The sequence below is a fragment of the Streptomyces sp. NBC_00029 genome (assembly GCF_045160505.1).
Classification (GTDB): domain Bacteria; phylum Actinomycetota; class Actinomycetes; order Streptomycetales; family Streptomycetaceae; genus Streptomyces.
The window spans coordinates 2,076,350-2,089,753 of the sequence record NZ_CP108292.1 but is presented as its reverse complement, the minus strand read 5'-3'; the positions used below and the strand labels follow the sequence as shown (position 1 = coordinate 2,089,753).

The 13,404-nt window shown below is 72.5% G+C and carries 13 protein-coding genes; 7 read left to right on the top strand and 6 right to left on the bottom strand.

Annotation, left to right across the window (positions count from 1 at the left end; translation table 11 throughout):
- Positions 1-34 precede the first annotated feature (34 nt).
- Entirely contained in the window at positions 35-1,126 is a 1,092-nt protein-coding gene (locus tag OG753_RS10065; protein ID WP_405788161.1) for a phosphotransferase family protein, read from the top strand.
- Positions 1,127-1,190: 64 nt separating this feature from the next.
- Here OG753_RS10065 and OG753_RS10060 read toward each other — a convergent pair whose 3' ends face one another.
- Positions 1,191-1,664: a hypothetical protein gene (locus OG753_RS10060; RefSeq protein WP_327261471.1), complete on the bottom strand. Its 474-nt coding sequence runs from the start codon at positions 1,662-1,664 to the stop codon at positions 1,191-1,193.
- 217 nt (positions 1,665-1,881) lie between these two features.
- Here OG753_RS10060 and OG753_RS10055 point away from each other — a divergent pair, with 217 nt between their 5' ends.
- From OG753_RS10055 to fxsA, 4 genes are all read left to right on the top strand, one after another.
- Positions 1,882-2,322: an Lrp/AsnC family transcriptional regulator gene (locus OG753_RS10055; protein WP_030011705.1), complete on the top strand. Its 441-nt coding sequence runs from the start codon at positions 1,882-1,884 to the stop codon at positions 2,320-2,322.
- Positions 2,323-2,373: 51 nt separating this feature from the next.
- Positions 2,374-4,002, top strand: a complete 1,629-nt coding sequence (locus OG753_RS10050; protein ID WP_405788160.1) for an amidohydrolase — start codon at positions 2,374-2,376, stop codon at positions 4,000-4,002.
- 305 nt (positions 4,003-4,307) lie between these two features.
- Positions 4,308-5,105 (top strand): polyprenol monophosphomannose synthase, encoded by a 798-nt coding sequence (locus tag OG753_RS10045; RefSeq protein ID WP_405788159.1) that lies wholly within the window; start codon positions 4,308-4,310, stop codon positions 5,103-5,105.
- Positions 5,106-5,230: 125 nt separating this feature from the next.
- A complete protein-coding gene (fxsA, locus tag OG753_RS10040; protein WP_405788157.1) occupies positions 5,231-5,800 on the top strand; it encodes an FxsA family membrane protein in 570 nt (189 codons plus the stop codon).
- A gap of 153 nt (positions 5,801-5,953) precedes the next feature.
- Here fxsA and OG753_RS10035 read toward each other — a convergent pair whose 3' ends face one another.
- The 3 genes from OG753_RS10035 to OG753_RS10025 all read right to left on the bottom strand — a co-directional run bounded on the left by OG753_RS10035 (position 5,954) and on the right by OG753_RS10025 (position 8,906).
- Positions 5,954-6,328 (bottom strand): RNA polymerase-binding protein RbpA, encoded by a 375-nt coding sequence (locus OG753_RS10035; protein ID WP_007262928.1) that lies wholly within the window; start codon positions 6,326-6,328, stop codon positions 5,954-5,956.
- Positions 6,329-6,641: 313 nt separating this feature from the next.
- Positions 6,642-8,069 (bottom strand): MFS transporter, encoded by a 1,428-nt coding sequence (locus tag OG753_RS10030; RefSeq protein ID WP_327261467.1) that lies wholly within the window; start codon positions 8,067-8,069, stop codon positions 6,642-6,644.
- 66 nt (positions 8,070-8,135) lie between these two features.
- Positions 8,136-8,906 carry a glycerophosphodiester phosphodiesterase family protein gene (locus OG753_RS10025; protein WP_327261465.1) on the bottom strand — a complete coding sequence of 257 codons (771 nt, stop codon included), beginning with the start codon at positions 8,904-8,906 and terminating at the stop codon, positions 8,136-8,138.
- 225 nt (positions 8,907-9,131) lie between these two features.
- On the opposite strand from OG753_RS10025, the gene OG753_RS10020 reads away from it, so the two are divergent.
- Entirely contained in the window at positions 9,132-10,634 is a 1,503-nt protein-coding gene (locus OG753_RS10020; protein ID WP_405788156.1) for a PLP-dependent aminotransferase family protein, read from the top strand.
- A gap of 57 nt (positions 10,635-10,691) precedes the next feature.
- Here the strand turns inward: OG753_RS10020 and OG753_RS10015 are convergent, their stop codons facing one another.
- Positions 10,692-12,284, bottom strand: coding sequence for a hypothetical protein (locus OG753_RS10015; RefSeq protein ID WP_405788154.1), 1,593 nt, complete (start codon positions 12,282-12,284; stop codon positions 10,692-10,694).
- Positions 12,285-12,353: 69 nt separating this feature from the next.
- On the bottom strand, positions 12,354-12,548 hold the full coding sequence (locus tag OG753_RS10010; protein WP_007262923.1) for a hypothetical protein: 195 nt from the start codon (positions 12,546-12,548) through the stop codon (positions 12,354-12,356).
- Between the two features lie 332 nt (positions 12,549-12,880).
- Here OG753_RS10010 and OG753_RS10005 point away from each other — a divergent pair, with 332 nt between their 5' ends.
- The gene (locus tag OG753_RS10005) at positions 12,881-13,303 is read left to right on the top strand and encodes an ankyrin repeat domain-containing protein (RefSeq protein ID WP_383203908.1); all 423 of its coding nucleotides are present in this window, start codon (positions 12,881-12,883) and stop codon (positions 13,301-13,303) included.
- Positions 13,304-13,404: the final 101 nt, after the last annotated feature.

Here is a 13,404-nt window from a genome sequence, read left to right as displayed (position 1 = left end):
GCCGGTCAGGACCAGTACGAAAGGGGCTCACCCCATGGCCACTGCACCACGTCCGCGTACCTCCACCCGGGAGCCCGAGGAGCTCGGCCGCCGTCTCGCCGCCTGGCTGGACACCAGGCTCCCCGGCGCGAAGGTCACCAACGTCTCCGTCCCCGGGTCCAACGGGATGTCGAGCGAGACCCTGCTCTTCGACATAGAACACCCCGACACCCCGCTCCGCGCCTGCGCGCTGCGGCTCGCCGCCGACCCGGCCGCCTACACCGTCTTCCCGACGTACGACATGCCGCGCCAGCACCGCGTGATGAGCCTGGTCGCCGAGCACACGGACCTGCCCGTTCCGCGCGTGCAGTGGCTGGAGGCGGACCCGGGGCCGCTGGGGGCACCGTTCTTCGTGATGGCCCGTGCGGAGGGCCGGGTCCCGCCCGACGTGATGCCCTACACCTACGAGGGCAACTGGCTGCACGCCGCCACCGACGCCGAGCGCGCCGTCCTGCAGGAAGCAAGCATCTCGCTGCTCGCGCGCCTGCACGACCAGTTCCCGGCCAAGGAGGCCGAGTTCCTCCTTCCGGAGGGCGAGGGCACACCCCTGCGCCGGCACGTGGACTCCCAACGCGCCTACTACTCCTGGGTGGTGGGCGGACTCGCGCCCTCCCCGCTCATCGAGCGGGCGTTCGCCCGCCTGGAGGAGCTGTGGCCGCGGGAGGAGGGCCCCGCCGTCCTCAATTGGGGGGACGCCCGCATCGGCAATGTCATCTACGACGGGTTCACGCCGGTGGCCGTGCTGGACTGGGAGATGGCGGCGTACGCGCCGCGCGAGGTGGACCTGGGCTGGACCGTCTACCTGCACCGGTTCTTCCAGGACCTCACCGTCGGCTTCGGCCAGCCCGGCCTGCCGGACTTCCTGCGCCGCGAGGACCTGGAGCGCCGGTACGCCGAACTCACCGGGCACACCCCGCAGGACATGGAGTTCCACACCCTCTACGCGGCCCTGCGCCACGGGATCGTGATGCTGCGCATCGCCTACCGGCAGGCGCACTTCGGTGAGGTCGAGGTCCCGGCGGATCCGGACAGCCTGATCCTGCACCACGCCAGCCTGGCCGCCATGGTGCAGGGGACGTACTGGTAGGGGAGCAGGGAGAGGGAGCAGGGGAGCCGGTGCAGCGGTAGGGGAGCCGGGCGCCAGGCGGCCGTCAGGCCGCCTGGGCGTGCTGCTGCTGCGTCTGCGGTCGCGGCAGCACGGGGCTCACCACGCGGACGGGGCGCGAGCCGGGGCCGCCGACGTGCGAGAAGGGCTGCGTCCGCCAGTCCAGACCCTGGGGCAGGGCCGACAGGACGACCGGTTCCGGCTCCTGCGCCTCCACCGGCTGGATCATGCCGACGGTGGGCAGCGCGTCGGTGGCGGGCCGCCCGGTGCCCGCACAGACGGTGAGGCCGAAGGGGTTCCACGGGGTCAGGCACAGGGCGTGCTGCGGCAGGTACTCCTCGTCCGCGACGAGGGCGATCGACTGGCCGCAGTCGGGGCAGATCGCGTGGTGGATCTCGAACCCCTCGGCTTCGTCGAGGTACTCGCCGTCCGCGCCGTCGTCCGGGTACGTGCCGTTCCCGTGATCGTGCAGTTCCAGGGGCTCCGGTTCGGTGCGACCGGCGCGCTTGGTATTCAGCATGGATGTACTCCCCCTTGGATGGGCCGGGCGGGCAGGTTCTTCGGCCTCGGCCACAGCAACCAATTCCCGTCGAGCGTCACGAGTAACCACAACAGACAGGCCTCCACCTGCATACCCCTGTGGCCTTGGTCACATGCCTGGCGCAGATGCCTCCAGTGGGCGGACAGCACTGGGCCTGAAGCGCCCTTGGGCCGTAAGTTGAGCGGCTATGAGCGCAATGGAGGAGCTGGACCGCCAGATCGTTGATCTGCTCGTGCGGGACGGGCGGATGAGCTACACGGATCTGGGCAAGGCCACGGGACTGTCCACGTCGGCAGTCCATCAGCGAGTACGACGTCTGGAGCAGCGCGGGGTGATCCGCGGCTACGCGGCCGTGGTCGATCCGGAGGCCGTCGGCCTGCCGCTGACCGCGTTCATCTCGGTGAAGCCCTTCGACCCGAGCGCCCCGGACGACATCGCCGACCGGCTCGCCGGGGTTCCCGAGATCGAGGCCTGCCACAGCGTCGCGGGCGACGAGAACTACATCCTGAAGGTGCGCGTCGCCACCCCCCTGGAGCTGGAAGACCTCCTGGGCCGGCTCCGCGCCCTCGCCCACGTCTCGACGCGCACGACGGTCGTCCTCTCCACCCCCTACGAGGCCCGCCCGCCCCGCGTCTGAGCGGGGACCCGGTGGTCGGGCCGGGGCGGGCGACGCGGGACACTGGTCGGCATGACTGACCGCACCGCCCACTCCGCCGATGCCGCCGGAGCACCGACCAGGACCGTCCTCCTCCGCGGGGGCGAGGTCCACAGCCCCGCCGACCCCTTCGCCACCGCGATGGTGGTCGAGCGCGGCCGTATCGCCTGGGTGGGTTCCGAGGGCGCTGCCGACGCCTTCGCGCAGGGCGTGGACGAGGTCGTCGACCTCGGCGGGGCTCTCGTCACGCCCGCCTTCACCGACGCCCACGTCCACACCACCTCCGCGGGCCTGGCCCTGACCGGGCTGGACCTCACCGGAGCGCGTTCCCTGTCCGCCGCGCTGGACCTCGTACGGGCGTACGCCGCGAGCAGGCCGGCCGACCGGGTGCTCCTCGGGCACGGCTGGGACGCGGCCCGCTGGCCCGAGCGCCGCGCGCCGCACCGCGCCGAGCTCGACGAGGCCACCGGCGGCCGCCCGCTCTACCTCAGCCGCGTCGACGTGCACTCGGCCGTGGTCACGACAGCCCTGCTCGCCCTCGTACCCGGCGTACGGCCCGACGGCGACCGGCCGCTGACCGCCGACGACCACCACGCCGTGCGGCGGGCCGCGCTGGCCGCGGTCACCCCCGCCCAGCGGACCGAGGCCCAGCGGGCCGCCCTCGACCGGGCCGCCTCCCTCGGCATCGGCTCCGTGCACGAGTGCGGCGGGCCCGAGATCTCCTCCGCCGAGGACTTCACGGGGCTGCTGACCCTGGCCGCCGAGCGGCCCGGGCCGCGCGTCTTCGGGTACTGGGCCGACCGGGACCTCGCACTGGCCAGGGAGCTCGGGGCCGTCGGAGCGGCCGGCGACCTGTTCGTCGACGGCGCCCTCGGCTCGCACACCGCCTGCCTCCACGCCCCGTATGCGGACGCCGCGCACACCGGTACCGAGTACCTCGACGTGCACGCCGTCACCGAACACGTGGCCGCCTGCACGGAGGAGGGCCTGCAGGCCGGTTTCCACGCCATCGGCGACGCCGCGGTCACCGCCGTCGTCGAGGGGGTCCGGGCGGCCGCGGAGAAGGTGGGCCTGGCCCGCGTCCGCGCCGCCCGGCACCGTGTGGAGCACGCGGAGATGATGACCCCCGCCACCATCGCCGCCTTCGCGGAGCTCGGGCTCACCGCCTCCGTGCAGCCCGCGTTCGACGCGGCCTGGGGCGGCGAGGACGGCATGTACGCGGACCGGCTCGGCGTCGAGCGCGCCCGCACCCTGAACCCGTACGCGGCCATGCTCAAGGCCGGTGTCCCGCTGGCCTTCGGCTCGGACGCGCCGGTCACCCCGCTCGACCCGTGGGGCACGGTCCGCGCGGCCGCCTTCCACCGGACGCCCGAGCACCGGATCTCCGTACGGGCCGCCTTCACCGCCCACACGCGGGGCGGCTGGCGGGCCCTGGGCCGCGACGACGCGGGCGTCCTTGTGCCCGGCGCGCCGGCCGACTACGCGGTCTGGCAGACGGGTGACCTGGTCGTACAGGCCCCCGACGACCGGGTCGCCCGCTGGTCCACCGACCCCCGCTCGGGCACCCCCGGACTGCCCGATCTGACCCCCGGATCCGACCTGCCGGTGTGCCTCGCCACCGTCGTCGGCGGGCGGGAGGTATTCGTACGCCCACAGGGGTGATCCGGCGGGCCTCGGTTCGGTACGGGCGGTCGGACCCGGATAGGTTCGGCCGGGTCCACCACAGGATGTCCGTGCCGGACGACTCCGTCTGCGCAGCGCGCCCGCGCCTCGGGGGCGAGGGAAGGTTTCGCCGGGCGGCGGGTGGCCCCGGATCGGGGCCGCGCGGTCCAGTAGACAACGGTCATGGCGGCCCGCAGCCAGCGGGCGTCCGACCGGCCCGAAGGACCGCGGGCCCCGATCCCTGTTCTAAAGTCATCCTCTGCGACCAGACGTACAGGACGTGCAAGCGCACAAAAGGGGACTCAGTGAGCGACGGCGGACAGCGGGCCTACGGGCCGCTCGGTACGGCCTTGGTGATCATTCCGACCTACAACGAGGCGGAGAACATCGGGCTGATCGTCGGGCGCGTCCGCGCGGCGGTTCCCGAGGCACACATCCTGGTCGCCGACGACAACAGCCCCGACGGCACCGGCAAGCTCGCCGACGAGCTCGCGATCGGCGACGACCACGTCCACGTCCTGCACCGCAAGGGCAAGGAGGGGCTCGGCGCCGCCTACCTGGCGGGCTTCCTCTGGGCCCTGGACGCCGGCTACGGCGTGATCGTCGAGATGGACGCCGACGGTTCCCACCAGCCGGAGGAGCTGCCCCGCCTGCTCACCGCCCTGGCCGGCGCGGACCTGGTCCTCGGCTCCCGCTGGGTTCCGGGCGGCCGCGTCGTCAACTGGCCCAAGAGCCGGGAGTTCCTCTCGCGCGGCGGGTCCACGTACTCCCGGCTGATGCTGAACGTCCCGATCCGGGACGTCACCGGCGGCTACCGCGCCTTCCGCCGCGAGACCCTGGAGGGCCTGGGCCTGGACGAGGTGGCCTCGGCGGGCTACTGCTTCCAGGTCGACCTGGCCCGCAGGGCCGTGAAGAAGGGTTTCCGCGTGGTGGAGGTGCCCATCACCTTCGTCGAGCGTGAGTTCGGCGACAGCAAGATGAGCAAGGACATCGTGGTGGAGGCCCTGTGGCGGGTCACCCAGTGGGGCATCAAGGCCCAGGCGTCCCGGCTGCTGGGCCGGGAGAGCGGCAAGGAGACCGGCAAGGAGACCGGCGGGGCCTGATCCCGCCCGAGGGCGCGGGCCCGATCCGCCCGCGGACGGGCCCTGGTCCGCCGAGGACCCCTTAGGGGATGTCCGGTACCTCCGGCTGAGGCCGCTTTTACTCGGCCCCAGGCACACTGGGTGGTATGACGACCGGTATTTCCACGGCCCCCCGGCGGCGCTCGCCCGCCCGTACGTTCCTCCCCCTGGCCATCGCCGCCTGGCTGATCCTGGAGATCTGGCTGCTCATCGTGGTCGCCGAGGCGGCGGGCGGGCTCGCCGTGGCCGCGCTGCTGGCGGGCGGCATGGTCCTGGGCGCGGTGGTCATCAAGCGGGCCGGACGGCGAGCCTTCAAGAACCTGGCGGGCACCTTCCAGCAGGCCCAGCAGGGGCAGCAGCCCACCCCGCAGCAGCCCGGCCAGGGCAATGGCCTGACCATGCTGGCGGGCCTGCTCCTGATGATGCCGGGCCTGATCTCCGACGCGGCGGGCCTGGTCCTGCTGCTCCCGCCCGTCCGGGGCTGGATCGGCCGCAGGGCCGCCCGCTCGCTGGAGCGGAAGATGGCCTCGGCCTCCGCCGGCAGCTTCGGCGACGCCTTCCAGCAGGCCCGCATCCACTACCCCGACGGCAAGGTCGTCCAGGGCGAGGTCATCCGCGAGGACCGGGGGCAGCAGGACGGCCCGGACGCGGCGTACCGCCCTCCGCTGGCTCCGTAGGCCGGGATCCGCCGCTCGCACGGGGCCGTGCGGGCGGCGCAGGCCTGCACGGCCCCGTGCGGCCGCCCGGTCCCTGCAGATCCGTGGAAAAGCCGAGGGGCCCCGCCACACAGTGTGTGGCGGGGCCCCTCGGCTTGTGTATCCGTCCGGCTGTCAGGCGGACTTGCGGCTGTCCCGCGGATGCACGGCAATGTTCATGGCGCCGGAACGCAGGACTGCAAGCCTTTCGGCCAGCACTTCCTCCAGCTCCTCGCGGGTGCGTCGCTCCATGAGCATGTCCCAGTGCGTTCGCGCAGGCTTGCCCTTCTTCTCTTCGGGCCCATCCCCGTCCACCAGGAGTGCCATGGCGCCGCACGCCTTGCACTCCCACTCCGGCGGAATTTCTGCCTCAACCGAGAACGGCATCTCAAATCGATGTCCGTTCTGGCATGCGTACTCCACCGCCTGGCGCGGGGCCAGATCGATGCCGCGGTCCGTCTCGTAGCTGGTAACCACGAGGCGCGTACCGCGGAGAGCTCGCTCACTCATGAATCGTGCCTCCCGGGCTTGTCGCCCACAGGACAGGTGTCGCTGTCGTCGTCATCCGGTCAACGTCCGGTCGGCGGTATAGATTCCCGCTCCGGGTCGTGCGTCGCCCGTCGTGCCGCCCCTTGTTGTACCCACCAGTGCCCGTTTTGTCACATCTGGCAGCAGATGTCACCCAACGTCCACGCTTCTTGAGCGCGCAGTAACGGTCCGCCTGGCAGGCCAAAGGCGTACACTACCGGCCCTTTGCTTCAACGTCTAAATTCGTTCGGAATTCGTTCGTGGATACGGGCGGGGCGCACTCGCGGACCCACTCTCAGATCCGCTCCGGTACAGGATTGCCTGCCGCCTCCACCGCGCGCCGCACCGGCACTCGCGCCAGCAGCACGAATCCCAGTGCGAAGAAGACCACCAGCGAGATGATCGCGTCCCGGTAGCTGCCCGTGAGCTGGTAGGTGAGGCCGAACACCAGCGGCCCCACCCAGCTCAGACCGCGGTCGCTCATCTCGTACGCCGAGAAGTACTCGGCCTCCTTGCCCGCCGGCACCAGATGCGAGAACAGCGAACGCGACAGCGCCTGGCTGCCTCCCAGTACCAGCCCGATCATCGCGGCGAGCGCGAAGAACCAGACCGGGGTCCGGGCCGGCAGGAAGTAGCCGGCCGCGAGCGTCACCGCCCATGCCGCCAGCGAACCCAGGATCGTCCGCTTGGCTCCGTAGATCCGCGCGAGGCGGCCCATGCCCAGGGCGCCGGCCACCGCCAGGATCTGCACCAGGAGCACCGCCCCGATCAGAGTGCCCTGCTCGAGCTGGAGCTCCTCCTTGCCGTAGATGGAGGCCTGGGAGATGACGGTCTGCACGCCGTCGTTGTAGATCAGGTACGCGAGGAGGAACGACAGGGTCAGCGGGTAGCGCCGCATGTCCTTGAGGGTCGCGATGAGCTGCTTCCAGCCGCTGACGGGCGGGGCCGCTCCCGGATCCCGGACCACGGCCCGGTCCCGCAGCCGGCGCAGCGGGATCAGCGCGAAGGCGCCCCACCACAGGCCCGCCGAGGCCAGGCAGATCCGGACCGCTTCGCCCTTCGTGAGGCCGAAGGAGTCATGGCCCATGAAGAGGACCAGGTTCACCACCAGCATCACGGAGCCCGCGGTGTAGCCGAACGCCCAGCCCCGCGAGGAGACGGTGTCGCGCTCCTCGGGGGTGGAGATCTGCGGCAGGTAGGCGTTGTAGAGCACCATCGAGACCGACAGCGAGGCGTTCGCCACGACGAGCAGCAGACCGCCCAGCAGGTAGCGCTCCCCGCCCAGGAAGAACATTCCGGTCGTCGCCGCGGCTCCGGTGTACGCGGCCGCCGCCAGCATCGGCTTCTTGCGCCCCGTCCGGTCGGCGACGGCGCCCACGATCGGCATCATCAGCACGGCCAGGATCACCGAGGCCGAGACCGAGTAGGCGAAGAAGGCCCCGGCGCGCACCGGGATGCCCAGCGGGTAGACGAAGCCCTCGGGGTCCGCCGCGGCCTTGGCCAGCTCCGTCAGGTAGGGCCCGAGGAAGACGGTCAGGACGCTCGCCGAGTAGACGGAGACGGCGAAGTCGTAGAAGTACCAGCCCCGCTGCTCGCGCTTGCGCTCGGCGGTCGCCACGGATTCGGCCGTCGCGCCCGCCGTGCCCTTCCCCGCGGCCGTCGTTCTGCCGTCCTCCGCCCCGGGTTCCGCTTCCTCGGTCCTGCTGCTGTCTTCCGCACTCATGCGGTGTCCCCCTCGCTGGTACCTCGCCGCAGCGGCCGCCCGGTCCGCGCGGGGGTCAAGGGCGAGTCAGGCCCAGGCCCCGCGTTGATCCAGCACCGTGCGCAAGATGTCGATCCGGTCGGTCATGATGCCATCGACACCCAGGTCGAGGAGAGCCTCCATACGTTCCGGTTCGTTCACGGTCCAGACGTGTACCTGGAGTCCCCGCTCGTGTGCGGTGCGTACGAACCGGCGGTCGACCACACGGATGCCCGCCTGGGTCTCCGGAACCTGCGCCGCCACCGCGCCCACGCGCAGCGCCGCGGGAATCGCGTACGAGCGCAGCCGCAGGCCGACCACCCCGCGCACCCCGTAGGAGGTCGCCAGGCGGGGGCCGGCGATCCTCTGGGCGCGGGCCACCCGGCTCTCCGAGAAGGACCCCACGCAGACCCGGTCCCAGAGCCCGGCCCGCGCGATCAGGTTGACCAGCGGGTGCAGCGCCGACTCGGCCTTGATGTCGATGTTCCAGCGGGCGTCCGGGAACTCCTCGAGCAGCTCCTCGAAGAGCGGCAGCGGCTCGGTGCCCGCCACGCGCGCCTCGCGGACCTGCTTCCAGGGCAGCTCGGCGATCCGGCCGCGGCCGTCGGTGACCCGGTCCAGCGTGGAGTCGTGGAAGGCGACCAGTTTCCCGTCGGCCGTGGCGTGGACATCGGTCTCGAAGTACCGGTAGCCCGCCTCGGCGGCCCTGCGGAAGGCGGCGGCGGTGTTCTCGAGCCCGTCCGCGGCACCGCCCCGGTGCGCGAAGGGGATCGGAGCCGGGTGGTCCAGATACGGATGGCGAAGGCGTGCGTGCGTCACGGCGGCAGTATGCCTCCTGTCACCCGTGGGAAGGGTGCGGCCGGACGGCTGCCCGGTGAACGTGCCACCGCGCAGGTGCCGCAGCCCGCACAGCCGGGCGTCCGGACAGCCCTGCCCCTGGCCCGAGTGGCCCCCGGCGTGACAGGCTGTGGGCGCAGAAGCAATCCAATACCGGCGGAGCACGCGCTCGGGCGGGGCCAATTCGATGAAGGTGGACCGGACAGCATGGCCGAATGGACCTCAGCGGTCGGTGCCGCACAGCTCGCCCGCCTGATCACCTCCCAGCAGGAGCGGCCCGGCGTCCCCGGGGCGCGCAAGCTCCCCGCCTACCGGACCCTCGCCGACGGCATCCGCCTCCTGGTCCTGGAGGGCCGCGTCCCGGTCGCCGCCCGGCTGCCCGCCGAGCGGGAACTGGCCGTCGCCCTGTCGTTCAGCCGCACCACCGTCGCCGCGGCGTACGAGGCCCTGCGCGGCGAGGGGTTCCTGGAGTCCCGCCGCGGCTCCGGCAGCTGGACCTCCGTACCGGCCGGCAATCCGCTGCCCGCCCGCGGCCTGGAGCCGCTGCCGCCCGAGTCGCTCGGTTCGATGATCGACCTCGGCTGCGCCGCCCTGCCGGCCCCCGAGCCCTGGCTCACCAAGGCCGTCCAGGGCGCCCTGGAGGAGCTGCCCCCGTACGCGCACACCCACGGGGACTACCCGGCGGGCCTCCCCGCGCTGCGCCGGATGCTCGCGGACCGCTACACCGAGCAGGGCATTCCGACCATGCCCGAGCAGATCATGGTCACCACGGGCGCGATGGGCGCCATCGACGCGATCTGCAGCCTCTTCGCCGGTCGCGGTGAGCGGATCGCGGTCGAGTCCCCCTCCTACGCCAACATCCTGCAGCTCATGCGCGCCGCCGGGGCCCGCCTCGTTCCCGTCGCCATGGCCGACGGCCTCGGCGGCTGGGACATGGACGTCTGGCGGCAGGTGCTGCGCGATTCGGCCCCCCGCCTCGCCTACGTGGTCGCCGACTTCCACAACCCGACCGGGGCACTGGCCTCCGAGGATCAGCGACGCGCCATGGTCGAGGCCGCCCGGTCGGCGGGCACCGTCCTGGTCGCCGACGAGACCATGCTGGAGCTCCAGCTGGACCCGGACCTGGAGATGCCCCGCCCGGTGTGCTCCTTCGACCCGGCGGGCAGCACGGTCATCACCGTGGGCTCCGCCAGCAAGGCCTTCTGGGCGGGCATGCGGATCGGCTGGGTCCGCGCGGCCCCCGACGTGATCCGCAGTCTGGTCGCCGCCCGGGCCTACGCCGACCTGGGCACCCCGGTGCTGGAACAGCTCGCGGTGAACTGGCTGATGCGGACCGGGGGCTGGCAGGAGGCCGTCGGGATCCGCCGCGAGCAGGCCCGGGAGAACCGCGACGCGCTGGTCACGGCGGTGCGCCGGGAGCTGCCGGACTGGGAGTTCGAGGTCCCCCGGGGCGGGCTGACCTTGTGGGCCCGCGCGGGCGGGCTCTCCGGCTCGCGGCTGGCCGAGGTGGGGGAGCGGGTCGGCGTACGGGTCCCCTCGGGGCCGCGGTTCGGCGTGGACGGGGCCTTCGAGGGCTACGTCCGGCTGCCGTTCACGGTGGGCGGGCCGGTGGCCGACGAGGCCGCCTCCCGGCTGGCGGCGGCGGCCCTCCTGGTCGGCACCGGGGCGGGCGGCAGCGGCGCGGAGCCGCCGCGCACCTTCGTGGCGTAGCCGGCGCCGTGGCCCTCGCCGGGCAGTGCGGGTCCGACCGGATCCGAAAGAGACGGCCTACGGGGCCTCCGCCGCGACCCCCGGCTGCGGGTCGAGGGCCTGCGCCTGCAGCGACGTGGCCGAGGCGACGCGGTCCGGGCCCTGCTGCCGTTCCGGCAGCAGTTCCAGCACGGCCTGGCGGTACGCCGGGTGCGTGGCCTCGTCGTACGGGTCCGGCGTGGCGGGCACCTGCAAGCGGTGCACGGGCCCGGTGCCGAGCCGGGCGTACCCGCGGCCCGGCGGTACCTGGGCCGTCGGGGTGGTGTGCGGCGGCAGCCCCAGTACGTCCGCGACCTGCTGGACGGAGGCGGGCCCGAGCACGACGCGGGCGCGGGTGTGCTGCCAGACGGCGTCGTGCAGCAGTTCCAGGTGCCCGAACTGCTCGGCCACCACCACCGTGACGTGGGCTGGCCGGCCGTGCCGCAGGGGCACCTGCAGCTGGGCCAGCAGGTCGGGGCCGCCCTCGGCGACGGCGAGGTGGGCCAGCACGCTCGGCTGGTCCAGCAGGATCCACAGGGGCCGCCGGGTGTCCTCGGGCGCGGGCCGTCCGACCTCCCGGGCCCGGTGGGTGGCGATGAGCCGCCGTTCGGTCTCCTGCGCAGCCCATTCCAGGGTGGCCTGCGCCCCGGTCGGTCCGCATTCGACGGCGAGGACGCCGGACCGGCCGGACAGACAGGAGTACTCGCCGCTGCCGCCGCCGTCGACGATCAGTACGTCGCCCCCCTGCCGCAGGGCCTGCAGGGCGACGGAGCGCATCAGGGTCGAGGTGCCGCTGCCGGGCTGGCCGACGGCGAGCAGGTGGGGCTCGGTGGAGCGGGGCCCGGTGCGCCAGATCACCGGCGGTACGTCCCGGGGCTCGTCGCCCTCCAGGACGGGCAGGGTGCGCTGCACGCCGCCCGCGTCGGTGAAGCCGAGCACGGTCTCGCCGGGGGAGGTGACGAACGGCTGGGCGGCGATGCACGTCGGCAGCGCCGCCAGCACCCTCAGGTCGAGCTGGTTGCCCTCCTCGTCCCAGTCGAAGAGATACTCCCGTCCGCGCCCGGACTTGGCGTGCAGCAGTGTTTCGATCTGGGCCCGTGAGGTGGCCTCGCCGTCGGTGAAGTAGGCCGGGTAGCGGATGTGGAGCCGGGTGATGCGGCCCGCCTCGTCGAACTCGTAGCCGCTGAAGGCCTTGTCCCAGTCCCCGCCGTGGGCGAAGAGCGGATTCGGGTCCTCCGGAATGGAGAAGTACGGCACGAGGGCTTCGTAGAGGGAACCGAGCCGTTCGGTCTCGGCATCGCTGGGTCCGGTCTTCGCCGGGGTGCGGTCGCGGCCGTGCCAGGCCGCCGCCGCCATGAGGGTGATCAGGGCGAGCAGCGGACCGTAGGGGACGAGCGCGACCACGAGGACGCAGGCGGCTCCCAGGAACAGCGCGGGACCACGCTTGTCCTTGGGGGTCTCGGACCACCGGCGCCGTCCGGACGCGGCCAGGATGCGCAGGCCGCGTCCGATGACGAGGAGCGGATGGAGGACGTCCGTGGCGCTGTCGGCAGCCGTGCGAGCGAGGTCGCGGCCCCGGGTCAGCGACGCGGTGCCGCTGCTGAGGATGCGGGGAAGTGGGCGCCGGGCCACGGGCGTCTCCTGGAGTTGTGGGTGTGACGTTGTTCCGGGTGCTGCTGGTGTCTCTGCGTGATGGCCGGGCTAGAGCTTGATCCCGCCGAGCAGGCTCGCGAGGCTCGCCGTGCTCGCCGTGATGCTCGGGGCGATGGCGGAGCCGGCGAGGAAGAAGCCGAAGAGCGCGCAGACGAACGCGTGCGTCAGCTTCATCCCGTCCTTCTTGAAGAACAGGAAGCAGATGATGCCGAGCAGGACCACGCCTGAGATGGACAGGACCATGAGGTTTTCTCCTGGTTGGTGGGGACAGTCACCATCAGTTCTTCCAGGCTCACAGCAAGTATCAATGCGACAAAAGGTGCATACGGGTGAATTCAGGGGTTTTTCACTTGACCGGCTCAGCCCGGCTGGCGCGCCCGGCACGCAACGGCTCGAGGGTGATCATTGCCTCGGCCCGACCCGGACATGTGCAGGCCAGGGCGCTACTCTGGCGATTCACCCGTACGGACGCAGCGCCGTGCACCCCCCTGCCCACGCGGCCCGCGACCGGGGTCTTCGACGTCGCAACGGGCGGGCGGACCATGTCAGCAACGAGTGAAAGGCGGTACGAAACGATGAGCGAGCACGCCGCAGAGGGCTCCGGCTCCCAGGACGTCCCCGACGAGGACGTCATCGAGCTGGCCACCAAGATCTTCGACCTCGCCCGCCAGGGTGACACCGGGGCGCTCACCGCCTACCTCGACGCCGGGGTCCCGGCGAACCTCACCAACGACCGCGGCGACACCCTCGTCATGCTCGCCGCCTACCACGGCCACGCCGACGCCGTGTCGGCCCTGCTGGCCCGCGGCGCCGAGGCCGATCGCGCCAATGACCGCGGCCAGACCCCGCTCGCCGGCGCCGTCTTCAAGGGCGAGGAGGCCGTCATCCGCGCCCTGCTCGCCGGAGGGGCCGATCCGAATGCCGGAACCCCCTCCGCCGTGGACACTGCGCGCATGTTCGCCAAGGCCGACCTGCTGGAACTTTTCGGAGCCAAGTAGTCCGGTTTTGCCGGGGATCTGGCCCGGCCCGGGCGCATCCCGACCTCACAGGTTGGTCACGGCGGCCATAAATGTGGTCGCGGCGCACAAACCGGCTGGGT